Genomic DNA, 24,711 nt, shown 5'->3' with positions numbered 1-24,711 from the left:
AGCGCCTACAAAGCTAAGTCTCTGATATTATAGTCCTAAATAATTGACTATTCTTTTGATATACACTGGAAGACCCCAATCTTGAGGACCGACAAATTTATTGACGTTCTTTCCATCTTTATTGAAAAGGAATGTTTCAGGTACTTTAACTACCCCATATTCCTTCATTGAGTGACCATTTGGATCATGGCTCACGATAATATTGTCTGAAAGTTTTCCAAATCTCTTCAGAAACTTCTTAATCTTTACATCTTTGTCATTCACGGCCAAAAGAATAACTTTGATATTCTTCTTTCCTAACTCTTCTGAAAACTTCAGAAATTCTGGTAACTCATACTCACAAGGAGCACACCATGTTCCCCAGAAGTGAACGAGAAGACCATTTGAAGTCTTTAACTCTTCAGCTAGATCCAACTTCTTCCCGTCTTTAAAATATGTCAACGAAACATTCTTAGGTAACTCTTTTAAAATAGGAGTCAAACTCGCATCAAAATACGTATCCAGCTTCTTCTTATGAAAAAGTGAATAACCAACGGTGATCGCTATTAATATAAAAATAAGGGAAAATTTATTAGATGTAGACATAGGCTCAATATAAAAAGGGCTTCCCGAAAAGAGAAGCCCTTTTTTGCAAATTTTATGTAAACTTATTAATTAGTCTACGAATGCGATGTAAGCCATCTTAGCGTTGTCACCAAGTCTATTATCAGATAGCTTCATGATTCTTGTGTAACCACCGTTTCTTTCTTTGAACTTCGGTGCTACGTCAGAAAATAGCTTAGAAACTGCATTCTTGTCGTTTAGTTTCTTGAATGCAAGTCTTCTGTTAGCAACTGTATCATTCTTTGCAATTGTAATAAGCTTTTCAACTACTGGTTGGATAGCTTTTGCACGTGTATGAGTTGTTTTAATCATACCGTGATCAATTACTTCTGATACTAGGTTTCTAACCATTGATTTTCTATGTGAAGGGCTAACCCCTAATTTAAATTTATGTTTTTGGTGTCTCATGATCCACTCCTACTTCAACTTCTACTACTGACCATTCTCTTCAGTTTTAAGATCTTTCATAATGCTGTCTACTTTCATACCAAGACCAAGTCCCATTTGTGTAAGGATTTCCTTAATCTCGTTAAGTGACTTACGACCAAAGTTCTTAGTTCTAAGCATTTCACCTTCTGTCTTCGATACAAGCTCGTAAATATACTTAATATTAGCATTTTGCAAGCAGTTTGCAGATCTTACAGACAGTTCTAGCTCAGAAACTGGTTTAAGAAGAGCTGAGTTAGCTGTGCTCTGTTGTTGAGCAGGCTTAGTCTCAAGTCTAGTAATCTCTTCTTCATCCTCAAAACTTAGGAAAACTGCTAGTTGATCTCTAAGAATCTTTGCTGAGTAAGCAACAGCATCTTGAGGATTAACACCAGCGTTTGTCCAAATTTCAAGAGTTAACTTATCGTAGTCCGTTCTCTTCCCAACCCTTGAGTTAGTTACAGTGTAGTTTACACGACTAACAGGTGAGAAAAGTGTATCTAGGTAGATCCATCCAATTGGAAGATCATGGATTTCTTTGTTATCTAGAGCAGTAACATAACCTTTACCTCTAGCAACTTTAAGTTCCATTTTAATTGATCCACCAGAAGAGATGTTACAAATTACGTGATCTGGGTTTAAAACCTCAATATTCGCGTGCTCTGCAATATCACCAGCAGTTACAGGACCTTCTCCTGATTTTTCAAGAGTAAGGATTACATCTTCTCTATCCTTTAGCTTAAAGTGTACTTCTTTAAGGTTAAGAATAATTTCAGAAACTTCCTCTTTAACGTTATTAATTGTACCAAATTCGTGCTCAACACCGTCTACTCTAATAGCAACGATACCAGCACCTTGTAGAGATGATAATAGAACTCTTCTTAGTGAGTTACCAAGAGTCTGTCCGTATCCTCTCTCAAGTGGCTTAGCAACGAACTTTCCATAAATAGCACTTTGCTTATCAGCGTCTAGCTCTAGCGCTACAGGTCTGATCATGCTTGACCAATTTTTTGCAATAAATGAGTCCATTAATAACTCCCTAGTATTTAAAATTAAACTCTTCTTCTTTTAGGTGCTCTACATCCATTATGAGGGATTGGAGACCTATCTGCAACAGAAGTTATCTTTAAACCAGCAGCTAACAACGCACGAACAGCATTCTCTCTACCCGCACCTGGACCTTTAACACGAACTTCAACACTTGAAAGACCATGTTCCATTGCTTTTTTTGCAGCTTCCATAGATGCCATCTGAGCCGCGAAAGGAGTAGATTTTTTAGATCCTCTAAACCCTAGTTGACCAGCAGATGCCCATGAAATTGCGTTTCCACTTGTATCAGTAAATGTAACGATCGTGTTATTGAATGAACACTGAACGTGACAAATACCTTTAGTAATATTCTTTTTAACTTTTTTCTTTGAAGCTGTCTTTTTAACCATCTTAGACTCCTACCTTACTTCATCGACTTAACAGATTTCTTACCAGCAATTGCAACAGCAGGACCCTTACGAGTTCTTGCGTTTGTAGAAGTTCTTTGACCTCTAACTGGAAGACCTTTTCTGTGTCTAATTCCTCTGTAACATCCTAGGTCCTTAAGACGCTTAATGTTCAGACCAACTTCTCTTCTTAAATCACCCTCAACGTTATACTCACTTTCAAGTACAAGTCTGATTTCGTTCGCTTGCTCTTCAGTGATTTCGTTTGAGTTTGTGTTTAAATCAATGTTTGTTTTTTCTAGAACTTCAGCTGCAACCTTCGGCCCAACACCGTAGATAGCTTGAAGGGCAATTCTCATTACCTTATTTCTAGGAATATCAACACCAAGTATTCTTGCCATAGCTACACTCCTTTCTAATTAACCTTGTCTTTGTTTGTGCTTAGGGTTTTTACATACAACTCTAAGAACATTCTTTCTTTTAATAACTTTACAATCTTTGCACATTGGCTTTACAGATGCTCTAACTTTCATAACTACCTCTTATTACTACGCTAGCGTCCTTTACTACGATACGTAATTCTACCTTTAGTCAGGTCATATTTACTAATTTCTACTAGCACTTTGTCTCCTGGAAGGATTTTAATAAAGTGCATTCTCATCTTCCCACTGATATGTGCAATAACACTGTGTCCATTAGGAAGTTTTACACGAAACTTTGTGTTTGGCAGAAGCTCAGTAACTTCCCCTTCAACTTCAATAGTCTCTTGATTACTCATAAATTCACCTATAAGTGATATGCATGTATATATGACTCAGGGCCATATGACAAGACATAAACACTTTTTTATCTATTTATTGTCAATAATTTTTTTGATTAGCTCAAAAACCTCAACTGCAGAAGATGCAGCATTTACTCTCTGAAGTCTTCCTTGCCCTTCGTAATACTCAAGAATAGGATCAACATTCTCTTTGAAAATGTTCATTCTATTTCTAACAGTATCTTCATTGTCGTCCTTTCTATGGACTAGATCTTCCCCTGAAACATCACATTTCCCTGGAACCTTTGGTGGTCTTGTGATTAGATTATAAATCTCACCACTCTTTGGAGCCGTTCTTCTGTTAACAATTCTCTCAATCAGAATCTCAAGATCGATATCAAAGTAGATTGCCATAGAGTTTGCACCCTTAAGCACATGCTCATCTAAAGCTTTTGCCTGCTCTAGATTTCTTGGATACCCGTCAAAGATATAAGATTTACCCTCAAGCTCACAATTTGCATTAAGAAGCTCTAGCACAGTTGCATCATCTACAAGATTACCAGCATCTAGAATAGACTTAAGCTTTTGTCCCAGCTCTGAACCTTTAGCAATCTCTGCTCGAAGTAAATCACCTGTTGATATATGGTTATACCCCATCTCATCGATGAGGTTTTTCGCCTGTGTACCTTTACCAGAACCAGGCGCACCTATAAGAATTAACTGTGGCTTCATTAAAACCTTCTATTATTTCCGTTATATTTGCCCTTAGCCTTGTAAGACATTTCATATCTGTCGGCAAACATAAACGATTGAATATTCATCATAACTCTTACAGAAACAGAAACTAAGATTAGCATGGCTGTACCACCAAATCTCGTCTGAGAACCTGTAATAATTGTTGGAAGAATACAAATTACAACTAAGAAAAAAGAACCAAAGAATGAAAGTCTATTTAAGACAAAGTCTAAATATTCTTTAGTTTTATCACCTGGTCTAATTCCTGGAATAAAAGCGTTATTCTTCTGAAGCATTTCAGTAATCTTATTTGTCTTAAACTGAATCGGCGCATAGAAATAAGTCATATACACGATTAGTAGAGCAAAAAGAATATTGAACAGCATTTGACCAGGATAAAGAGACTGTTGAATCGTCTCAAAATATGGTCTAAACGCACTTTCTTGAGGAATAAAAGTTGCAAACGTAGCTGGCGCCGCAAGAAGTGACGAAGCTAAGATTGGAGGCATAACACCACCTGTATCAACTCTCATAGGAAGAGTTTGTGCTCCTCCATATACTCTATTATGAACAACTTTTTTTGCATACTGAACAGGAACTGCTCTAAAAGCTCTCTCAATAAATGCAACAACAAAGAATGATACCGCAATTACCAAGAAGAAAGTTAGTAGAGAAATACCAGTCATCTCACCATTTTTATAAAGAGTAAGATTTTGGATAACTTCTGATGGAAGCTCAACAGCAATACCAGCAAAGATAATTAGTGATACACCGTTTTCAAGACCAAATTCAGTAATTCTCTCACCTAGCCAAAGTAGGAACATCGTCCCTGTCGCTAGTGTGATCATTGTTGTCACTCTAAAAAGCATTCCCGGATCAGGAATAACTCTCGCACCACCAGGGCTTACGAAAGTTTCAAAAACGGCGGCCATACTATAACCTTGAACACAACAGAGCAATACTGTTGCATATCTTGTCCATCTTTGAATTTTCTTGTGACCTTCTGAATCTTCTTGAAGCTCTTGGATTTGAGGAATGACTTCCCCAAGTAAGCTGAAGATAATTGAAGTTGTGATATATGGCATAATCCCTAGAGCTAATACTGAAAACCTCTTGAAAGCACCACCACTGAAAGTGTTGATAAGATCAAAAAGTCCTCCGCCACCAGCTTCGGCAAAATACGAAGAAATTGCTTGCGCATCTACCCCAGGTACGGGTATCTGCGCAACCAATCTATATACAACTAATAATAAAAAGGTGAAAAAAATCTTCTTTTTAAGCTCTTCTAACTTTCCTTGAGCGTTTGACATTCAAAAAATCCTTTCTTAATCGTTAGATATTTTTCCGCCAGCTTTCTCAACAGCTTCAGCAGCCGCTTTTGAAAACTTGTCGATATTTACAAATGTAAGAGCCGTCTTAAGTTCTCCATTTGCTAGAACTTTAATTGGGCGTCTTTTGTTAATACCACTTAGAAGTCCCTTTTCAATAAGAGCTTCTCTAGTTACCTCTCCACCATCAAATTTGGCTTCAAGTTGTGCAAGGCTTACCTCAGCATATTCTGTTTTGAATGGAGCATTTGAGAAACCTTTCTTAGGTAGTCTCATATATAGTGGCATATTTCCACCTTCAAAACCAGTTCTTACTCCACCACCAGCTCTAGCTTTTTGACCTTTGTGACCTTTACCGGCCTGAGTACCTTGTCCTGAACCTTGTCCACGACCGATTCTCTTAATATTCTTGTGAGCACCTTTTGGGCTTTTTAAGTTATTCAACGTCAACATATTCGCCTCGCTTATTCTTGAATATCAAGAAGGTGGATAACTTTTTTGATCATCCCTCTTACAGCTGAAGTATTCTCAAGAGTCTTAGAAGAACCTGTCTTTCTAAGTCCAAGACCTCTAACTGTAGCCTTCTGCTTTTCAGTACACTTAATTGTACTTTTCTTTAATTTAACAGTTATTGTTTTAGCAGTCATTTTAAACCTCTACTTAACCTTTGATTCTAAGACCTTTAGCGTCTTTTCCTCTTGCTTTAGCAACTTCTTCAACTGATCTTAATTGCTTAAGAGCATCAAAAGTAGCCTTTACGATGTTATGAGGGTTGTTCCCTCTTTGTGACTTAGTAAGTACATCTCTAATCCCAGCAAGTTCTAGAATTGAACGACATGCACCAGCAGCCTTAACACCAGTACCTTCTGCAGCAGGCTTAAATAGGATCTTACCAGCATCAAAAGTACCAAGTACTTGGTGAGGAATAGTTCCACCATCAACAGGTACGTTAATCATACTTTTTTGTGCTGCTTGAGTTGCTTTTCTAATTGCTTCAGGTACTTCTTTCGCCTTACCTAAACCAAATCCAACTCTACCTTTCTTATCACCAACGATCATAAGTGCAGAGAAAGAAAATCTTCTACCACCCTTCATAACCTTAGCAACTCTGTTAACCGCTACAACTCTTTCTTCGAGTTCAACGTCCATATTTCCTTGGCTTTTCTTTTTAGCAGGAGCTTTTCTTGGTGCCGACTTCTTTTTCGCAGCTGGCTTTGCTTCTACTGTAGCTTCTTTTTTAGTTTCTTCGCTCATACTAACTCCTAAATTTGAATCCCGTTTTCTCTTGCAGACTCAACAACTGCAGCAACAACACCATGGTACTTAAGACCATTTCTATCGAATACTGCTGTACTGATGTTCTTAGCTTTTAGAGCTTCCGCAAGCTTAGATCCAACAACTTTTGCACCTTCTACATTGTTTTTAGCTGCAATAGCGTTCTTACCATAAGTTTGAACACTAAATAGAGTAGCATTTGCAACATCATCAATCACCTGGATTGATAAGTGCTTGTTTGAACGAATAACAGATAGACGTGGTCTTTCTGCAGTTCCACTAACAGTTTTACGGATTGAAAGCTTTCTACGAAGTCTTCTACCTTCACTAGCTTTTCTTACTTTACCATTTGGTTTTCTAATCATAACTACCTCTTCACCCTAAGCTTTCACTATTATTAGGCTACTTCAACTTTAACTTATTATTTACCAGCTGACTTACCAGCTTTTCTAATGATGTGCTCATCAGAGTATCTAATCCCTTTACCTTTATATGGCTCAGGTGGTCTAAATGATCTTACTTTTGCTGCAGCAAAACCAACTAGTTCCTTATCACATCCTGTAAGCTCGATAACGTTCTTTGTTACCTTTGCTGATACACCCTCTGGAAGAGTGTAATCAATTGGGTGTGAATAACCAAGGTTAAGGTTAAGAACATTTCCAGACACAGCGGCCTTATAACCAACACCATTGAACTCAAGAGTTTTCGTGAATCCTGTAGTTACACCAGTAACCATGTTGTTAATTAATGTTCTAGCAGTTCCCCACATTGCACGAGCCTTTTTAGACTCGTCCACTGGGTTAACTTTTACTTCATTTCCTTCAAGAGCAATTGTTACTCTATCACAGAATGTATATTCTAGTGCACCATTTGGTCCCTTAACACTTACGTTCAGTCCGTTTACACTTACTTGAACTTTCTCAGGAACTACAACTGGGTTTTTTCCGATACGTGACATTGTCAACTCCTACCAAATATTACAAATTACTTCGCCACCAACTTTCTCTTTTCTGGCGTCTCTATCAGAGATAACACCTTTAGAAGTAGAAAGGATAGATGTACCTAGACCAGAGATAACTCTTGGTACTGATTTGTAACCTTTATATTGTCTAAGACCTGGCTTAGAAACTCTTTCTAGTCCAACAATTGCATTTTCTTTAAGTAATACTTTTACTCTAATATCACTTTCAGTTTTAGCAATGATCTTAAATGAACGAATATAACCTTCGTCTTTCATTACTTTACAAATAGCCGCTTTCAATTTAGATGCAGGAAATTCTACTCTATCATGACCAGCATTGATTGCATTTCTCATTCTTGTTAGCATGTCCGCTATAGGATCAGTCATCATAATTCAACTCCTCAACATTACCAGCTTGACTTAGTTACACCTGGGATCATACCTCTAAGTGCTAGTTCTCTAAATGCGATTCTAGATAACTTGAACTTTCTGTAAAATCCTCTTGGACGACCAGTTAATTCACATCTGTTACGTACTCTTACCTTAGATGAATTCTTTGGAAGTTGTTGAAGTCTAATCATAGCTTCAAATCTTTCTTCCTCAGAAAGTTTTTCATTTTTAACTTTATCACTAAGTTCTTTTCTAAGAGCACCATATTTTTCAGATAGTGCGATTCTTTTCTTATTACTTTCGATTTTTGCTTTTCTTGCCATTATCCTATCCTCAATTACTTGCTAAAAGGCATACCAAATAGGTTTAACAGTTCTCTTCCTTCTTCGTTATTCTGTGCAGTAGTAACGATTGAGATACCTAGACCACGAACTTTGTCGATTTGATCATAAGAGATCTCAGGGAAGATAATTTGCTCTTTTAGACCTAGAGTATAGTTACCTTTTCCATCAAAACCTTTCGATGATACACCTCTAAAGTCACGAACTCTAGGAAGTGTAATATTGATAAGTCTATCTAGGAATTCATACATTTTTTCACCTCTAAGAGTCACTGAAGCTCCTAGTGGCATTCCTTCTCTTAGCTTGAATCCGGCAACTGATTTTCTTGCTCTAGCTACTACTGGCTTTTGACCAGTGATTGCACCTAGATCAGTCATAATCGATTGTACAATTTTAGAGTTTGTTACTGCATCTCTTGTACAACAGTTAACAACGATTTTCTCAAGCTTTGGTACTTGGTGTACGTTTTTATAACCAAACTTATCTGTTAATTGTTTTTTTACTTCATTCTTGTAATGATCATTTAATCTACTCATATCCGCCTCTACCCATTATCCAAGTACTGTTCCGCAAGATACTGCAACTCTGATTTTCTTACCATCTTTCTCTTCGATTCTTACTCTTGTTGCCTTTTTTGTTTTTGGGCTAACAACAGCTACGTTAGAAACATGAACAGGAGCTTCAATATCTACAATTCCACCTGCTGGATTTTCCTGAGTTGGCTTTAGAGCTTTCTTTACAAGATTTACCCCACCAACATAAACAAGGTTCTTTTTGAAATTAATTTTCTTAACTTCTCCAGTTTTTCCCTTATCTTTTCCAGCTAAAACTACAACTTGATCACTAACTTTTAACTTTTGCATATAATCCTCGCTTCAGCCTTAAAGAACTTCTGGCGCTAGAGAACAGATCTTAGTATAAGACTTTGCTCTTAACTCACGCGCAACAGGACCGAAAATACGTGTCCCTACTGGTTCGTTATTATTGTTTAGAATTACTACACTATTTTTGTCGAACTGTATATAAGAACCATCCTCTCTTCTGATTGGATACTTCGTTCTTACAATAACTGCCTTTTTAACGTCACCCTTCTTAATTTTCCCACCAGGAAGAGCCTGTTGAACAGCAACAACGATGACATCACCAAGGTTAGCGCTCATTCTCTTAGAACCACCTAGAACTTTAATACATTTAACTTCTTTAGCTCCAGAGTTGTCCGCCACTTCTAGCTTTGATTGCATCTGAATCATGGTTTACTCCATATATGGGCCATAGGCCCTTAGTTATTTACTTTAAATAATTCCCACTTCTTTAGTTTAGAATATGGCTTTGACTCAATAATCGTTACTGTGTCACCAACTTTTGCTAAACTGCTTTCATCGTGAGCATGATACTTCTTTGTCTTAGTTACGAACTTTGAGTAAGTTGCGTGCTTAAAACGTCTTGCAACGTTAACAACAACTGTCTTCTCGTTCTTTACTGAAACAACAACACCATCTAATTTTCTTTTAAACGCTTTTTGATTTTCTGCACTCATAGTTACTCACCCTTAGTACCTTTAGCTGTTAATAACTTCGCAATATTCTTTTTCGCTAGCTTTAACTGGTGAGGTTTTTCAATCCCACTAGTTGTTTTAGCCATACGAAGATCAAACATTGCTCTTCTCATTTCAGCTACTTTTGCATCAATCTCTTTAGCGTCCCAACCTTTAATGTCTTTGAACTCTAACTTCTGCATAAATTCCTCTTTCAAGTCCTAGTTAGCTACTATAGCTCTTGAGACTCTCTACTAATAATTCTTGTTTTAACTGGTAGCTTGTACATAGCAAGTTTAAGAGCTTGCTTACTTAGTTCTGGATCTACGTGCTTGATTTCAAACATTACTCTTCCAGGCTTAACTACTGCTACCCACTTATCTGGAGAACCTTTCCCTTTACCCATCCTTACTTCGGCTGGTTTCTTAGTCAGAGACTTATCTGGGAAGATCTTAATCCAAACATTACCACCCCTCTTGATCTTACGAGTCATGGCAATACGTGCTGCTTCAATTTGACGGTTAGTTATATACCCACACGTCAGGGCTTGTATAGCAAATTCTCCGAATGTGATAGTATTTCCACGGTTGGCCTTACCAGTCATTCTACCTTTTTGCTGCTTACGCCATTTTACTTTTTTAGGACTTAGCATATTTACCTCAATAAATTGTTTTTAATAACCTATTATTAACTACTTGTAAATTTCACCTTTATAAACCCATACTTTAACACCGATAACACCGTATGTTGTATGAGCTTCAGCTGTGTTGTAGTCAATATCTGCTCTTAGTGTGTGAAGAGGTACTTTTCTTTCTGTATACCCTTCAGCTCTTGCCATTTCAGCACCACCAAGTCTACCTGCAGTTCTAATTCTGATACCTTTAACACCAGCTCTAAAAGCTGATTGCATAACTTTCTTCATCGCTCTTCTAAAAGCAACACGCTTCTCAAGTTGAGCAGCAATGTTTTCAGCGATAAGTTTAGCGTCTGCATCTGGTCTCTTAACTTCTGCAATGTTGAAAATTAGAGTTCCCTTAGTAAGTCTCTTAAGGTCGTTTCTAACTTTTTCAATTCCAGCACCTTTCTTACCAATTGCTACACCCGGCTTTGCAGTGTAAACAGTAACTTTTACTTGGTCAGATGTTCTAGAAAGCTCAACGTTAGCAACGGCAGCATTCTTCATGTTTTTCTCGATATACTTTCTGATAGCAAGATCTTCGTGAAGTGTTTCTCCGTATTCTCTATCGTTGGCAAACCAGTTTGAGTGCCATGATTTAATATAACCTAATCTAAAACCGTATGGATGTACTTTTTGTCCCATTGTCAGATCCTATGCTTCTTTTAATTCAACTGTAATATGACTTGTTCTCTTTCTAATTCTGAATGCACGACCTTGAGCTCTTGGCTGAATTCTCTTAAGTGTCGGTCCTTCATCTGCGAAGATAGTTCCAACAACTAAGTTATCCAGGTCATACTTTTCTGAATCAGCAGCAACTGCAAGTCCACTGTTGATTAGTTTAGTTAGTACAATTGCGATTTCTTTCTTTTCGCAAAAACGTAAGATTCTTAGTGCCTCAGAAGCTTTTTTATTTCTGATAAGGTCACATACTTGTCTTACTTTTCTCGGAGCAATTCCAACTCTACTATTTTTAACTGTGATGGCCATATAGCCTCTCCTTATTCAACGCTAACGTTTATCTCTTACTCTTCTTATCAGCACCGTGTCCCCAGTAAGTTCTTGTTAAAGCGAACTCACCAAGCTTGTGACCGATCATATTGTCTGTTACATATACAGGAATGAATTTTTTCCCATTATGAACAGCAAAAGTAAGTCCAATAAATTCAGGTACAATTGTTGATCTTCTAGACCAAGTTTTAATAACCTTGTTACTGTTACCTTCTTCTTGAGCTGCAAGAGCTTTTTTCATAAGGCTAACGTCTACAAATGGTCCTTTTTTAAGTGAACGGGCCATGTCTATTCTCCTAACTTAATTACTTTCTACGTTTTACGATAAACTTGTCAGTTCTCTTGTTCTTTCTTGTCTTATAACCCTTAGTTGGTACACCCCATGGAGTCACTGGGTGACGTCCACCAGAAGTTCTACCTTCACCACCACCATGTGGGTGGTCTACTGGGTTCATAGCAACACCACGAACAGTTGGTCTGAAACCAAGTTTTCTCTTTCTACCAGCTTTACCGATATTTCTTTTCTCATGATCTAGGTTACCTACTTGACCGATTGTCGCCATACACACAACTTCAACCTTTCTTAGTTCACCTGATGGCATTCTTAGAAGAGCAAACTTCCCTTCTTTCGCCATGATCTGAGCATAAGATCCAGCAGATCTTGCTAATTGCCCACCAGCACCTGGATACATTTCAACGTTGTGTACCAATGTACCAACAGGAATGTCTTGAAGCTTCTTAGCATTTCCTACTTTAATATCAGCTGTCGCAGAAGAAACTACAGTATCGCCCTCTTTCAGTCCTAAAGGAGCAAGAATGTATCTTTTCTCACCATCTGCATAAGCTAATAATGCAATATTACATGTTCTGTTTGGATCGTAAGAGATCGCTTGTACAGTTGCAGGGATTTCAAACTTATTTCTTTTAAAATCAACAATTCTGTATCTTCTCTTAACTCCACCACCTCTATGTCTTACAGTGATGCGTCCATTATTATTTCTACCAGCGCTAGACTTCTTTTTAGCCGTTAAGCTTTTTACAAGTTTAGCACCCTTCGTTAACTCATCACTGTTAAGAACTTGCATTCTTCTTAGTGATGGAGTTGTTGGATTAAACTTTTTAATACCCATATTATCCTCGTACGCCTAAGCTAATTAAACACCTTTAAAAAACTCGATCTTTTGACCTTCCGCTAAAGTAACGAATGCCTTTTTGATCTTGCTTGTTTTCTTAACAGATTTCCCAGCTCTTTTTACTTTACCAGGAGTGATGTTAGTCTTCACACTAAGAACTTTCACATCGTAAAGTGCTTCAACAGCAGCTTTGATGTGGTTTTTGTTCGACTTTAGCTCTACTTCAAAACCATATCTATTATAGTTATCTGTAGCAGTAGACGTTTTCTCAGTGATAAGTGGTCTCTTTAATACGTTCTCTAAATTCATCATAATTACACCAACTTATTTAATAGATTCTCTAATGCAGACTTCTCAATTACTAGGTTTTCGAACTTTACGGCCTCATATACTGAGAAACCTTCAGCTGCCATACCTTTACCCCACTGAAGATTTTTCGCAGCTCTAAGAGCTTTAGAATTCTTGTCTTCAGTTACTACTAGTGCAGGTAGTAAACCTTTTCCGTTAAGAAGTTCAAACATTTCTTTTGTCTTACCTGTTGACTCTAATTTCTCAACAACAGTAAGTTTTCCTGCTTGAAGTTTGTCCGCGATGATAGATTGAACAGCAACCTTCATCATTTTCTTGTTCACTTTCTGAGCGTAATCTCTTGGTTTTGGACCGTGGACAGTTCCACCTCCAACCATAAGAGATGATCTAATAGAACCTTGTCTAGCTCTACCAGTACCTTTCTGCTTAAATGGCTTGATTCCACCACCGCTTACGTCAGTTCTTCCTTTAGTACATGCATTTCCTTGTCTTCTACCGGCAAGAGTTGCTTTAACTACTTGGTGAACAGCAGGAACATTAATATCCTCTGCAGTTAGGCTTACGTTTGTAGTAAGTTTCCCTGCATCCTCAAATTTCGCGTTAACAACTGTTATATCAGTCATGATTATTTCCTCACCTTAGCTAATTACTTCTTAAGAGCTTTCGCAACTTTAACAAAACCGTTCTTAGATCCTGGAACAGATCCTTTAAGTAGCATGTAACCCTTTTCAGTATTAACTTCTACTACCATGATGTTTTGAGTTGTTTGTTGCTTAGCACCCATGTGTCCTGGCATTCTTTTGTTTTTCCAAACCTTACCTGGAGTTGCTCTGTTACCAATAGAACCACCTCTTCTGTGGAACTTTGATCCGTGTGAAGCAGGCCCACCAGCGAAGTTGTGACGCTTCATCTGACCTTGGAAACCCTTACCTTTAGTAGTACCTGTTACGTCTACATAAGAGTTTGCTTCAAATCCAACTGCAAGTTCTTTACCTAAGTTAGCAGTATCAGCGCTTTCTGTTCTTACTTCTGCAAATCTTACATAGTTATTATCTACAGATGCCTTAGAAAGGTGACCTTTAGTTGCCTTCTTAACTAGTTTTTCTCTCTTCTCGTAGTAACCAAGCTGATAAGCTTCGTAACCATCTTTATCAAGAGTTTTAACTTGTGTAATGTGGTTTGGGATTAACTTGATAACTGTCACAGGAACGTGGTTACCAGCTTCATCGAAGATTCTTGTCATACCTGCTTTAACACCATAGATAGTGTCTAGAGATACAGAACCTGTTGATTCTACTGCTGTTTCAGCAGCTTGAGTTTCTTCTGTCATTTTTCCTCCACAGCATCACTCTACTCCTAGAGATGCATGCATGGTTAATAAATTTAATTAAGTCTAGGATTTATACTAGTACTTAATCTCTACGTCAACACCAGCCGATAGGTCTAACTTCATTAGGCTATCAACAGTCTGTTGAGTTGGGTCAATAATATCAATTAGTCTTTTGTGTGTTCTCATTTCGAACTGCTCACGAGATTTCTTGTCTTTGTGAGGAGATCTAAGAACAGTAAACTTGTTGATCTCAGTTGGTAAAGGGATTGGACCTGCTACTCTAGCTCCAGTCTCTTTAGCAGTTTGAACAATTTCATTTACAGAGTTGTCCAGCAACTTGTGATCATAAGCTCTTAATTTGATTCTTAACTTAGATGCTTTCATTACTTTTCCTGTTAAATATTAGTTTGAAACTGGTTTTTATTTTCTTTTGGGCCCTTTGTCAAACTTTTTTTTACACGAGGCCCCAAAATTTACAATATAAACCGGATTTATTTTATAAACTTATTACTTTAAACAAAAAGAAGGCTCCCTAAGGAGCCTCCTGTATATCATAAAAAATCTATTGATTATTCTACGATCTCAGCAACTGTTCCAGCACCGATTGTTCTACCACCCTCACGGATTGCGAACTTCAGTCCCTTCTCCATTGCGATTGGTGTAATCAGTTCTACTGTAAATGCTGTGTTATCACCTGGCATTACCATCTCAACACCGTCTGCAAGAGTAATATCTCCTGTCACGTCTGTTGTTCTGAAGTAAAACTGTGGTCTGTATCCCTTAAAAATTGGAGTGTGTCTTCCACCCTCATCTTTAGAAAGAATATAAACCTCACACTTGAATTTCTTGTGTGGTGTTACTGAACCTGGCTTAACTAGACATTGTCCACGCTCTACTTCTTCTCTCTTTACACCTCTAAGTAGTAAACCTACGTTGTCTCCTGCTCTACCTTCATCTAGAAGCTTTCTGAACATCTCAACACCTGTTACTGTTGTCTTAGTTGTTTCTTTGATACCTACGATTTCGATCTCTTCGTTTACCTTAATGATCCCTCTTTCTACTCTACCTGTACAAACTGTACCACGTCCTGAAATTGAGAATACATCTTCTACTGGCATTAGGAAGTCTAGGTCAATGTCTCTTGCTGGAGTTGGAATATACTCATCAACTTGATTCATTAGCTCTAGTACTTTATCTCTACCGATTTCTGGATTCTTTCCTTCAAGTGCTGCTAGTGCAGATCCCGCTACGATTGGAATATCGTCTCCTGGGAAGTCGTAAGATGAAAGTAGCTCTCTGATTTCCATTTCTACTAGCTCAAGTAGTTCTTCATCATCTACTTGGTCTACTTTGTTTAGGAATACTACGATCGCTGGTACACCTACCTGTCTTGCTAGAAGGATGTGCTCTCTAGTTTGTGGCATTGGTCCGTCCGCTGCTGAACATACTAGGATCGCTCCGTCCATCTGTGCTGCACCTGTAATCATGTTCTTTACATAGTCAGCGTGTCCTGGACAATCTACGTGAGCGTAGTGTCTTGCTTCTGTTTGATATTCGATGTGAGAAGTATTGATTGTAATACCTCTTGCTTTCTCCTCTGGTGCAGAGTCGATTTCATCAAATTTTCTTACGTCACCACCAAGAGCTTCAGCAAGTGTTACTGAAATAGCTGCTGTTAGTGTCGTCTTACCGTGGTCAACGTGCCCAATCGTACCGATATTTACGTGGGGCTTACTTCTGTCAAATGATTCTTTTGCCATGACTAACTCCTCATTAATTAATAGTGACGGTATGTATTAATTATCCGCATGAATTTAGATGTAAATTCCTCGTTTTTCAAGTATTACTTTCGCCAAATCCATTGAAATTTCTTCATATCGATCAAAATTCATCGTAAAATTAGCTCTACCTTGTGATTTTGATCTCAAATCAGTACTGTAACCGAACATTTCGGCCAAAGGAACCTCTGCATCGACAATCTCTTTATCTTGCTTAGCTCCCATATTCAGGATTTTTCCGCGTTTCATATTTATGTCAGAAATTACGTCTCCAGTGTAATCACTTGGAGTAATAACTTCTAGACTCATTTTTGGCTCCATCAACTTTAAGCCAGCATCTTGACACGCCTGTCTAAATGCATGTGCTGCCGCTATTGAATATGCAACATCTGATGCATCTTCTTCGTTATATGTTGCTGCAACTAATGTCGCCTTAATATTAATAAATGGGTATCCAGCGAGAGCTCCACCTAGTGACGAATCGTGAATTGATTTTTCAATAGCGCTAATAAACTCTTGAGGTAAATCTCTCTTTGTTAGTTCTGTTTCAAAAAGAACACCTGATTGATAATCTGTTGGTTCAACTTTAATAGTACAGTTACCAAAGACAACTTTCCCACCCTGTTCTTTATTAAAAGTATTTTCGGCTTGTGCCTGACCAACAACACTTTCCCTATAAGAAACTTGAGGATCACCAACTCTAATTCCGACTTTAAACTCTCTATCTAAGCGGTCACAAATAATTTCTAAGTGCAACTCTCCCATTCCAAATATAAGTAACTGTCCTGTTTCTTTATTATGTTTATAAGAAAAAGACGGGTCCTCTAAGCTCAGTTGTCTTAAAGATTCCATAAGTTTCTTTTCGTCATTTGCTGTTTTTGGCTCAATTGCTACGGAAATAACTGACTCAGGGAATTCCATTAGATCAAAAATAATCGTTCTATTTTCTGCACAAAGAGTTTCACCAGTAACTGTATCTTTTAGACCAGAAATAGCAATAATATCACCGGCCTTAGCCTCATCTACCTCAGTTCTCTTATCTGCGTGCATTTGAAGAATTTTATTAATCCTTTCTCGCTTACCCTTTAAAGGGTTGTAGACTTGTTGTCCTGACTTAAGGACACCAGAATAAATTCTAAAGAAAGTTAATGAACCAACAAATGGATCAGTTGCAATCTTAAAGGCGATCCCACTAAACAGATCATCTACATCTGGTCTTCTTACTTCTTCTTTGTCTTTGTTTTTACCGCCAACACCGTGAACCTCACCTCTATCAACAGGAGAAGGCAAGAAATCTAGTACGGCATCAAGTAGTGGTTGTACACCTTTATTCTTAAAAGCTGAACCACAGTAAACTGGCACAAACGAGTCCTTAATGACTGCTTTTCTCATTACTGATTTAATTCTTTCGATAGTGATATTCTCACCACCTAAGTATGCCTCAGCAAAGTCATCATCATAATCAGCTAATGACTCAATCAGCTCCTCTCTGGCCATCTCTGCATCGTCAGCCATATCCGCTGGAATATCTTCAACAATTACAGTTTCACCGAGATCATCTTCTTTAAATTTATATGCCTTCATTTCGATAAGATCGACGACGCCAGCAAACACATCTTCTGAACCAATTGGTAGCTGAGCTGCTGCGGCACTTTTTCCAAGCTTCGTTCTTATCTCTTCTATACAATTTTGAAAATCTGCTCCAACTCTATCCATCTTATTAACAAAAGCGATTCGTGGAACATTATATTTATCCGCCTGGGCCCATACTGTTTCAGACTGTGGCTCAACACCACCTACAGCATCAAAGACTCCTACGGCTCCATCAAGAACTCTCAGGGCCCTTTCTACTTCTATAGTAAAATCAACGTGACCTGGAGTATCGATAATATTAATTTTTTTCTTTTTCCAAGTACAAGTTGTTGCAGCAGAAGTAATTGTAATACCTCTTTCCTGCTCTTGTACCATCCAGTCCATTGTGGCTGCACCATCATGAACTTCACCAATCTTATGGCTTTTACCTGTGTAAAATAAGATTCTTTCAGTAGTTGTTGTTTTCCCAGCATCAATGTGGGCCATAATTCCAATATTACGGATGTCATTAAGTTGATCTGAACTCATTTTATGAGATTTCCTTGTGAAACATGTTTAAACAAAAAAAGGGCTTCAAAAAGCAAAGCAATTTGAAGCCCCATTTAAACTTATTTTTTACTAAATGTCGATTACCACTTAAGGTGAGCAAACGCTTTGTTCGCTTCAGCCATTTTGTAAACGTCTTCACGTTTCTTAACAGAAGCACCTCTACCTTGAGAAGCATCGATGATTTCATCAGATAGTCTCTCAACCATAGTTCTTCCGTTTCTGGCTCTTGAGTAGTCTCTTAGCCATCTAAGAGCTAGAGATTGTCTTCTCTGTGGTCTAACTTCAACTGGAATCTGGTAAGTTGCCCCACCAATTCTACGAGATCTAACCTCTACAGCTGGTTTAATGTTAGAAAGAGCTTTTTTGAAAACTTTTAATGGCTCTTCACCAGTCTTTTGCTCAACTCTTTGAAGTGCACCGTAAAAGATTTTCTCTGCTACAGCTTTCTTTCCACCGATCATTAGTGCGTTGATACATTTCGTAACAACGATGTCTTGGTAAATTGGATCAGGAAGTACTTGTCTAACCTGTGCTCTATGCTTTCTACTCATTATTCTTCTCCTTCATTCCGAATCACATGTGACTGGAATTACTCACCTTAGCTCCAAGTAGTTAAGCTAAAGTGCGCTTAAAATTTAATTTACTTCTTTGGTTTTTTACAACCGTACTTAGATCTTCTTTGTCCTCTTTTATCAACACCTTGACAGTCTAGAGTTCCTCTAATTGTGTGATAACGAACACCAGGTAGATCTTTTACCCTTCCACCTCTAATCATTACGATAGAGTGTTCTTGTAGATTGTGACCTTCACCACCAATGTATGATGTTACTTCAAATCCACTAGTTAGTTTTACCCTACACACCTTTCTCATAGCCGAGTTCGGCTTCTTAGGAGTAGTTGTGTAAACTCTTGTACAAACACCACGTCTCTGTGGGCATGCTTTTAGGGCAGGCGACTTAGTTTTAGTCGTCTTGTCTACCCTACCTTTTCTAATTAACTGGTTAATCGTAGGCATTTCCGCTCCTTCCTTAACTACAACAATATTACCAAGACAATAGTAGCCAAGATGATGTAACACATCATACTTGGCTACACAAGTTTTTTTAGAACATTAGTGTAGAACTTTCTTCAGTTCTAACAGCATCTGCATCATCGATTACAGCATCGTAATCACGGTATCTCATAACACCAGACCCAGCTGGGATCAGACGTCCCATAATTACGTTTTCTTTAAGTCCACGTAGTGCATCGGCCTTTCCTTCTAGAGTCGCTTGAGTTAGGACCTTAGTAGTTTCCTGGAATGATGCAGCTGAGATGAAAGAATCAGTAGTTAGAGCAGCTTTTGTAATACCAAGTAGTAATGGTCTAGCTTGAGCTGGCTCATAACCTTCAGCAACTAACTCTTCGTTCTTAGTGATTAGCTCTGCTTTTGTAACAGAATCACCAACAACAAATGTTGAGTCACCTGGATCAGTTACTTCAACTTTCTTTAACATCTGAGAAACGATTACCTCGATGTGCTTATCATCGATATCAACCCCTTGAAGTCTATATACTTCTTGGATTTCATCAACAATGTATTTTGCAAGTTCTTTAATACCAAGAACTCTTAAAATATCATGTGGATTAGCTGGACCATCCATAATTGGCTCACCAGCTCTAATGTAGTCACCCTCGTTAACTGTTACGTAACGTCCCTTTGGAATAGTGTAAACTACTGGCTCTGAACCATCTTCAGGTCTAACTAGTACACGACGACTTCCTCTTACCTCAGAACCAAACTCAATTGTTCCTGAAACATCAGAGATTTGAGCAGCATTTGTAGGCTTTCTAGCTTCAAATAACTCAGCAACTCTTGGAAGACCCCCTGTAATATCTTTCGTCTTTGTAGTTTCACGTGAAACCTTCGAAAGAACACCACCAACTTCTACAGTATCACCTTCGTTAACTGTTAGTGTCGCACCAACTTGAAGTCTGTATGACGCTTGTCTTTGAGCACCAGGAACGATTACCGGGTTACCGTCAGCATCAACGATTGTGATTCTTGGTTGAAGAGATGGATCTTTAGTTTCCATTACAACTCTCTGAGTAAGACCTGTAACAGCATCAGTTTGCTCAGAAACAGTTGCACCAACAACCATATCTTCAAACTTAACTGTACCAGCTACTTCAGTAAGTAATGGAATTGAGAATGGATCCCATTCAATTAATGTATCCCCAACGTTTACATCGTCACCTTCTTTAAAGAAAAGCTTCGCACCATAAACAGCTGGATATTTTTCTTTTTCAACACCACGAGCATCCTTAATTAGAAGCTCTCCGTTCTTATTCATAATAATAAGACCGTTTGGAGTTTCAGCTGTTTGAACATTATCAAATACTACTTTACCTGCAGTTCTAACAGTCGTTTTGTTAACCTGTGCACCGGCAGTTGCAGTACCCCCAACGTGGAATGTACGCATTGTAAGCTGTGTACCTGGCTCACCAATTGACTGAGCAGCAATAACACCAACAGTTTCACCAATAGAAACTAGTGTACCTCTTGCAAGGTCACGTCCGAAACACTTCGCACAGAAACCATACTTTTCGTTACATGTAAGAACTGATCTACCTTTAATCTGGTCAACTTCATTCTCTTTTAGCATTTCAAGGTCAAGCTCTGTAAGCATGTGACCAGCTGGAAGAACTTCGTCACCCATTGCAGATAATACAGGAGAAGCAGTTACACGCCCCATTGCTCTATCAGCAACGTGCTCAACAACTTCACCAGCTTCAATTCTTGAAGTTAGTGTAATTCCATCTGTAGTTCCACAATCTTCAGTTCTGATAATCCCGTCCTGAGCAACGTCAACTAAACGTCTTGTCAGATAACCTGAGTTAGCAGTTTTAAGGGCCGTATCAGCTAGACCTTTACGGGCACCGTGTGTAGACGTGAAGTACTGAAGTGCCGATAGACCTTCACGGAAGTTTGAAGTAATCGGAGTTTCAATAATTTCACCAGATGGCTTAGCCATTAGACCCCTCATGGCAGCAAGCTGTCTCATCTGCTGTGCAGAACCCCTTGCTCCAGAATCGGCCATCATATAAAGTGCATTGAATGATGGAGCATAAATTGGCTCTTCACCTTCTTTATCACTTGTAAATTCGTCAGTTGAAATTCTCTCAAGCATAACCTTAACAAGTTTTTCAGTTGTTTGTGACCAAACATCAACAACCTTGTTATATCTCTCACCGTTTGTGATCGAACCTTCATTATACTCTTCAGTAATTCCATGAACTTCAGCGTGAGCCTCTTTAAGAATTCCTTCTTTTTCTTCAGGAATTGTCATATCTACAACGTTAATTGAGATACCAGCTCTAGTCGCCATATCATAACCAGTCTGCATTAGACTATCCGCTAGAAGAACTGTGTCTTTTTCAGTTCCCTTTCTATACGTATTATCTAGTAGCTTAACTAGCTCTTTCTTACCAAGTACAGTGTTGATATCTTCATAAGTTAGACAGCTTGGAATGATGTCATAGATGAATGTTCTACCAACAGTTGTCTCATAGATTTTCCCCTCAACACGAACCTTAATTGGTGATTGAAGGTGAAGGTTTCCAGAGTGGTAAGCAAATTGTGCTTCCTCTTTAGAAGAGAAAGTTTTCCCATATCCACGAGCATATGGTCTTGTTCTTGTCATATAGTATAGTCCAAGAACGATATCCTGAGATGGAACAATAATTGGTGAACCATCTTTTGGAGATAGAATATTATTTGTAGACATTGCAAGAACACGACACTCAACTTGTGCTTCAAGTGAAAGTGGTAAGTGAACTGCCATCTGGTCACCATCAAAGTCAGCGTTGAAGGCAGTACAAACAAGAGGGTGAAGTCTAATAGCTTTACCTTCGATAAGTACTGGCTCAAATGCCTGAATACCAAGACGGTGAAGAGTTGGAGCACGGTTTAGAAGAACTGGGTGCTCTTGAACTACTTCTTCAAGAATATTCCATACTTCTTCTTTTTGTTGCTCAACCATTCTCTTAGCAACTTTAATCGTTGTACAGTGACCCTTTTCAATTAGTCTGTTGTAAATGAACGGCTTGAAAAGTTCTAAGGCCATAAGTTTTGGAAGACCACATTGGTGAAGTCTTAAACTTGGACCAACAACAATTACAGATCGCCCAGAGTAGTCAACACGTTTCCCAAGTAGGTTTTGACGGAAACGCCCTTGCTTACCTTTAAGCATATCTGAAAGAGATCTTAGTGGACGCTTATTAGCACCAGTGAAGACTTTACCTCTTCTACCGTTGTCAAATAGAGCATCTACTGCTTCTTGAAGCATTCTCTTTTCATTTCTAATGATAATTTCTGGAGCATTAAGTTCTTTAAGTCTTCTTAGACGGTTGTTTCTGTTGATAACACGTCTATATAGATCGTTAAGATCTGAAGTTGCAAAACGTCCAGCCTCAAGAGGAACTAGTGGTCTAAGATCTGGTGGTAGTACAGGAATAACATCCATCATAAACCACTCAGGCTTGTTATCAGACTTCATGATTGATTCAACAACCTTTAGTCTCTTAACAAACTTAGTTCTAGCCATTTCAGTCGTAGCGTTAGCAAGACCTCTTCTTAAGTTTTTATTCTCTAGATCGATATCTAATTTAGATAGTAGATCTCTAACAACTTCACCACCCATTCCAGCTTCAAAGTCTACACCTTGAGCCTTAAGTTCAGTATATTGTTGCTCAGAGATTACTCTACCAATTTCAAGTCCACCCTCTAGCTCATCAGTCGCCGAAGCAGTAACAACGTATGCTTCATAGTAAAGAACCTTTTCAAGTTCTTTAAGAGTTAGGTTAAGTAGAGCTCCAAGACGAGATGGTAGTGATCTAAGGAACCAAATATGTGCTACAGGAGCAGCTAGTTCGATATGTCCACATCTCTCACGTCTTACTTTTGAAAGTGTAACTTCAACACCACACTTCTCACAAACAACACCTCTGTGCTTCATTCTCTTGTACTTACCACAGATACATTCGTAATCTTTGATTGGTCCAAAAATCTTGGCACAGAATAAACCATCTCTTTCTGGCTTATATGTTCTATAGTTAATAGTTTCTGGCTTCTTAACTTCACCAAATGACCATTCGCGAATTGTGTCCGGAGACGCCATTCTAATAGAAACAGCTTCTACGCTAATTGGATCTTTTGGTTTATCAAAAAAGTTTAAAAGGTCTTTCATTGTATACCCTCAAATATGCCCCTGGGTTTTACCCCAGGGAATTTAAATTAACGTAACGATTCCTCTTCTCTTTCTTCTTCTAGCTTAATGTCTAGACATAGAGCCTGAAGCTCTCTGATGAGTACGTTGAATGATTCTGGAAGACCAGGTTCAAGAACTTGCTCACCTTTAACGATAGATTCATACATTCTTGTTCTACCGATAACGTCATCTGACTTAACTGTTAAGAATTCCTGAAGAGTATAAGCTGCACCATATGCTTCAAGTGCCCAAACTTCCATTTCCCCAAGACGCTGTCCACCGAACTGAGCCTTACCACCAAGTGGCTGCTGAGTTACAAGTGAGTATGGTCCAGTTGATCTAGCGTGAAGCTTTTCATCAACAAGGTGGTGTAGTTTAAGCATATACATAATTCCAACAGTAACATCTTCTGCGAAAGCATCACCTGTTTTACCGTCGAATAGTGTAGTTTTACCATTATCTTCAAGATCTGCTAGCCTAAGCATTTCTCTGATATCTGCTTCTGAAGCACCATCAAATACTTTAGTAGAGAATCTAACACCAGAAGTAAGCTTCTTAGAAAGAGCTTTTACTTCGTCATTGCTAGCTTTCTTTAACCAAGCATCAACTGATTCAGACTTGTAGATAGCTGAGATATAATCTTTTAGCTCATGCATCTCTCTTTCTTCTTCAAGCATTAATTTGAACTTATCTCCAAGTCCTCTACCTGCCCAACCGAGGTGGAGTTCAAGAAGCTGTCCAATATTCATACGTGACGGTACCCCAAGAGGGTTAAGTACGATTTCAACTGGTGTACCATCCGCTAGGTATGGCATGTCTTCAGCTGGTAGAACATTTGAGATAACACCTTTGTTACCGTGTCTACCGGCCATCTTATCACCAGGCTGAAGCTTACGCTTAATCGCAACATATACAGTAACTTTCTTGATAACACCTGGAGGAAGCTCATCACCTCTGTGAAGTTTAGCGATCTCATCAGTTGTTTTTTGTCTAACTCTGTTGATTCTGTTTCTGATATCAGCAAAGTACTCAGAAAGTCTTTCTTCAAGCTCAGCTTGAAGTGGTAAGTATCCAATTAGCTCAAATGGAATCTGAGCAAGTACTTCACCAGTGATATCTGCACCTTTTTGAAGAAGTTCAGTTGAACCATCTTCTGATACAAGTTTATCAGTAGTTTTAGCACCTTTTAACATCTCAGCAATTTTTAGAATTGCAGAAGTTTGGATAGCTTTGATCTCAATTCTTTCGTCTCTTCTTAGTAGTGTTGTTTCTTGCTCAATAATCTCTTTAGATC

General features: G+C 38.4%; 35 protein-coding genes and 1 pseudogene. All 36 read right to left on the bottom strand.

Features of this window, described 5'->3' with window-relative positions:
* Positions 1 to 27: 27 nt before the first annotated feature.
* Complete coding sequence (locus M901_RS16030; RefSeq protein WP_021276177.1) at positions 28 to 585, bottom strand: TlpA disulfide reductase family protein; 558 nt, start codon at positions 583 to 585, stop codon at positions 28 to 30.
* Between the two features lie 69 nt (positions 586 to 654).
* The gene (gene rplQ / locus M901_RS00470; RefSeq protein WP_021276163.1) at positions 655 to 1,011 is read right to left on the bottom strand and encodes a 50S ribosomal protein L17; all 357 of its coding nucleotides are present in this window, start codon (positions 1,009 to 1,011) and stop codon (positions 655 to 657) included.
* Positions 1,012 to 1,035: 24 nt separating this feature from the next.
* Positions 1,036 to 2,058 (bottom strand): DNA-directed RNA polymerase subunit alpha, encoded by a 1,023-nt coding sequence (locus M901_RS00465; protein WP_021276184.1) that lies wholly within the window; start codon positions 2,056 to 2,058, stop codon positions 1,036 to 1,038.
* Positions 2,059 to 2,081: 23 nt separating this feature from the next.
* Complete coding sequence (rpsK, locus tag M901_RS00460; protein ID WP_021276162.1) at positions 2,082 to 2,468, bottom strand: 30S ribosomal protein S11; 387 nt, start codon at positions 2,466 to 2,468, stop codon at positions 2,082 to 2,084.
* A gap of 14 nt (positions 2,469 to 2,482) precedes the next feature.
* Positions 2,483 to 2,866 (bottom strand): 30S ribosomal protein S13, encoded by a 384-nt coding sequence (rpsM, locus tag M901_RS00455; protein WP_021276188.1) that lies wholly within the window; start codon positions 2,864 to 2,866, stop codon positions 2,483 to 2,485.
* Positions 2,867 to 2,884: 18 nt separating this feature from the next.
* Positions 2,885 to 2,998, bottom strand: a complete 114-nt coding sequence (rpmJ, locus tag M901_RS00450; RefSeq protein ID WP_021276174.1) for a 50S ribosomal protein L36 — start codon at positions 2,996 to 2,998, stop codon at positions 2,885 to 2,887.
* A 20-nt stretch (positions 2,999 to 3,018) separates the two neighbouring features.
* Complete coding sequence (gene infA, locus M901_RS00445) at positions 3,019 to 3,243, bottom strand: translation initiation factor IF-1 (RefSeq protein ID WP_021276185.1); 225 nt, start codon at positions 3,241 to 3,243, stop codon at positions 3,019 to 3,021.
* Between the two features lie 72 nt (positions 3,244 to 3,315).
* A complete protein-coding gene (locus M901_RS00440; protein WP_021276173.1) occupies positions 3,316 to 3,957 on the bottom strand; it encodes an adenylate kinase in 642 nt (213 codons plus the stop codon).
* Positions 3,957 to 5,270 (bottom strand): preprotein translocase subunit SecY, encoded by a 1,314-nt coding sequence (gene secY, locus M901_RS00435; RefSeq protein WP_021276148.1) that lies wholly within the window; start codon positions 5,268 to 5,270, stop codon positions 3,957 to 3,959. Before secY ends, M901_RS00440 begins: the two co-directional genes overlap by 1 nt.
* Before the next feature lie 15 nt (positions 5,271 to 5,285).
* On the bottom strand, positions 5,286 to 5,738 hold the full coding sequence (gene rplO / locus M901_RS00430) for a 50S ribosomal protein L15 (RefSeq protein ID WP_034719189.1): 453 nt from the start codon (positions 5,736 to 5,738) through the stop codon (positions 5,286 to 5,288).
* Between the two features lie 14 nt (positions 5,739 to 5,752).
* On the bottom strand, positions 5,753 to 5,935 hold the full coding sequence (rpmD, locus tag M901_RS00425; protein WP_021276153.1) for a 50S ribosomal protein L30: 183 nt from the start codon (positions 5,933 to 5,935) through the stop codon (positions 5,753 to 5,755).
* Between the two features lie 13 nt (positions 5,936 to 5,948).
* Positions 5,949 to 6,437, bottom strand: coding sequence for a 30S ribosomal protein S5 (rpsE, locus tag M901_RS00420; protein WP_034719187.1), 489 nt, complete (start codon positions 6,435 to 6,437; stop codon positions 5,949 to 5,951).
* 113 nt (positions 6,438 to 6,550) lie between these two features.
* The gene (gene rplR, locus M901_RS00415) at positions 6,551 to 6,928 is read right to left on the bottom strand and encodes a 50S ribosomal protein L18 (protein ID WP_021276179.1); all 378 of its coding nucleotides are present in this window, start codon (positions 6,926 to 6,928) and stop codon (positions 6,551 to 6,553) included.
* A 56-nt stretch (positions 6,929 to 6,984) separates the two neighbouring features.
* On the bottom strand, positions 6,985 to 7,521 hold the full coding sequence (gene rplF, locus M901_RS00410; RefSeq protein WP_021276164.1) for a 50S ribosomal protein L6: 537 nt from the start codon (positions 7,519 to 7,521) through the stop codon (positions 6,985 to 6,987).
* Positions 7,522 to 7,530: 9 nt separating this feature from the next.
* A complete protein-coding gene (gene rpsH, locus M901_RS00405) occupies positions 7,531 to 7,911 on the bottom strand; it encodes a 30S ribosomal protein S8 (protein ID WP_034719184.1) in 381 nt (126 codons plus the stop codon).
* Positions 7,912 to 7,931: 20 nt separating this feature from the next.
* Entirely contained in the window at positions 7,932 to 8,237 is a 306-nt protein-coding gene (gene rpsN, locus M901_RS00400) for a 30S ribosomal protein S14 (RefSeq protein WP_021276172.1), read from the bottom strand.
* Positions 8,238 to 8,251: 14 nt separating this feature from the next.
* Complete coding sequence (rplE, locus tag M901_RS00395; protein WP_021276166.1) at positions 8,252 to 8,791, bottom strand: 50S ribosomal protein L5; 540 nt, start codon at positions 8,789 to 8,791, stop codon at positions 8,252 to 8,254.
* 15 nt (positions 8,792 to 8,806) lie between these two features.
* Positions 8,807 to 9,118: a 50S ribosomal protein L24 gene (gene rplX, locus M901_RS00390; protein ID WP_021276167.1), complete on the bottom strand. Its 312-nt coding sequence runs from the start codon at positions 9,116 to 9,118 to the stop codon at positions 8,807 to 8,809.
* Positions 9,119 to 9,136: 18 nt separating this feature from the next.
* On the bottom strand, positions 9,137 to 9,505 hold the full coding sequence (rplN, locus tag M901_RS00385) for a 50S ribosomal protein L14 (protein ID WP_021276181.1): 369 nt from the start codon (positions 9,503 to 9,505) through the stop codon (positions 9,137 to 9,139).
* A gap of 29 nt (positions 9,506 to 9,534) precedes the next feature.
* A complete protein-coding gene (rpsQ, locus tag M901_RS00380; RefSeq protein ID WP_021276191.1) occupies positions 9,535 to 9,792 on the bottom strand; it encodes a 30S ribosomal protein S17 in 258 nt (85 codons plus the stop codon).
* A gap of 2 nt (positions 9,793 to 9,794) precedes the next feature.
* Entirely contained in the window at positions 9,795 to 9,992 is a 198-nt protein-coding gene (gene rpmC / locus M901_RS00375; protein WP_021276159.1) for a 50S ribosomal protein L29, read from the bottom strand.
* A 29-nt stretch (positions 9,993 to 10,021) separates the two neighbouring features.
* Positions 10,022 to 10,441 carry a 50S ribosomal protein L16 gene (gene rplP, locus M901_RS00370; protein WP_021276158.1) on the bottom strand — a complete coding sequence of 140 codons (420 nt, stop codon included), beginning with the start codon at positions 10,439 to 10,441 and terminating at the stop codon, positions 10,022 to 10,024.
* A 39-nt stretch (positions 10,442 to 10,480) separates the two neighbouring features.
* Entirely contained in the window at positions 10,481 to 11,110 is a 630-nt protein-coding gene (gene rpsC / locus M901_RS00365) for a 30S ribosomal protein S3 (RefSeq protein WP_021276176.1), read from the bottom strand.
* Between the two features lie 9 nt (positions 11,111 to 11,119).
* The gene (rplV, locus tag M901_RS00360; RefSeq protein WP_021276160.1) at positions 11,120 to 11,455 is read right to left on the bottom strand and encodes a 50S ribosomal protein L22; all 336 of its coding nucleotides are present in this window, start codon (positions 11,453 to 11,455) and stop codon (positions 11,120 to 11,122) included.
* A gap of 28 nt (positions 11,456 to 11,483) precedes the next feature.
* Positions 11,484 to 11,762, bottom strand: coding sequence for a 30S ribosomal protein S19 (rpsS, locus tag M901_RS00355; RefSeq protein ID WP_021276171.1), 279 nt, complete (start codon positions 11,760 to 11,762; stop codon positions 11,484 to 11,486).
* Between the two features lie 19 nt (positions 11,763 to 11,781).
* Positions 11,782 to 12,606: a 50S ribosomal protein L2 gene (gene rplB / locus M901_RS00350; protein ID WP_021276169.1), complete on the bottom strand. Its 825-nt coding sequence runs from the start codon at positions 12,604 to 12,606 to the stop codon at positions 11,782 to 11,784.
* 24 nt (positions 12,607 to 12,630) lie between these two features.
* The gene (rplW, locus tag M901_RS00345; protein ID WP_034719181.1) at positions 12,631 to 12,918 is read right to left on the bottom strand and encodes a 50S ribosomal protein L23; all 288 of its coding nucleotides are present in this window, start codon (positions 12,916 to 12,918) and stop codon (positions 12,631 to 12,633) included.
* A gap of 5 nt (positions 12,919 to 12,923) precedes the next feature.
* Positions 12,924 to 13,541 (bottom strand): 50S ribosomal protein L4, encoded by a 618-nt coding sequence (gene rplD / locus M901_RS00340; RefSeq protein WP_021276156.1) that lies wholly within the window; start codon positions 13,539 to 13,541, stop codon positions 12,924 to 12,926.
* A gap of 23 nt (positions 13,542 to 13,564) precedes the next feature.
* The gene (rplC, locus tag M901_RS00335) at positions 13,565 to 14,248 is read right to left on the bottom strand and encodes a 50S ribosomal protein L3 (RefSeq protein WP_021276183.1); all 684 of its coding nucleotides are present in this window, start codon (positions 14,246 to 14,248) and stop codon (positions 13,565 to 13,567) included.
* A 75-nt stretch (positions 14,249 to 14,323) separates the two neighbouring features.
* Positions 14,324 to 14,632, bottom strand: coding sequence for a 30S ribosomal protein S10 (gene rpsJ / locus M901_RS00330; protein WP_021276152.1), 309 nt, complete (start codon positions 14,630 to 14,632; stop codon positions 14,324 to 14,326).
* A 185-nt stretch (positions 14,633 to 14,817) separates the two neighbouring features.
* Positions 14,818 to 16,008, bottom strand: a complete 1,191-nt coding sequence (tuf, locus tag M901_RS00325; protein ID WP_021276187.1) for an elongation factor Tu — start codon at positions 16,006 to 16,008, stop codon at positions 14,818 to 14,820.
* A gap of 54 nt (positions 16,009 to 16,062) precedes the next feature.
* The gene (gene fusA / locus M901_RS00320; RefSeq protein WP_021276168.1) at positions 16,063 to 18,147 is read right to left on the bottom strand and encodes an elongation factor G; all 2,085 of its coding nucleotides are present in this window, start codon (positions 18,145 to 18,147) and stop codon (positions 16,063 to 16,065) included.
* A 101-nt stretch (positions 18,148 to 18,248) separates the two neighbouring features.
* Positions 18,249 to 18,719: a 30S ribosomal protein S7 gene (gene rpsG, locus M901_RS00315; RefSeq protein WP_021276147.1), complete on the bottom strand. Its 471-nt coding sequence runs from the start codon at positions 18,717 to 18,719 to the stop codon at positions 18,249 to 18,251.
* Positions 18,720 to 18,808: 89 nt separating this feature from the next.
* Complete coding sequence (gene rpsL / locus M901_RS00310) at positions 18,809 to 19,183, bottom strand: 30S ribosomal protein S12 (protein WP_021276178.1); 375 nt, start codon at positions 19,181 to 19,183, stop codon at positions 18,809 to 18,811.
* An 88-nt stretch (positions 19,184 to 19,271) separates the two neighbouring features.
* Positions 19,272 to 23,396 carry a DNA-directed RNA polymerase subunit beta' gene (gene rpoC / locus M901_RS00305; protein ID WP_021276149.1) on the bottom strand — a complete coding sequence of 1,375 codons (4,125 nt, stop codon included), beginning with the start codon at positions 23,394 to 23,396 and terminating at the stop codon, positions 19,272 to 19,274.
* Between the two features lie 47 nt (positions 23,397 to 23,443).
* Positions 23,444 to 24,711 (bottom strand): annotated as a pseudogene (locus M901_RS00300) (DNA-directed RNA polymerase subunit beta); the annotation flags it as partial.

Source organism: Bacteriovorax sp. DB6_IX, from assembly GCF_000447775.1.
Lineage (GTDB): Bacteria > Bdellovibrionota > Bacteriovoracia > Bacteriovoracales > Bacteriovoracaceae > Halobacteriovorax_A.
This window is presented reverse-complemented; position numbering and strand designations above follow the sequence as displayed.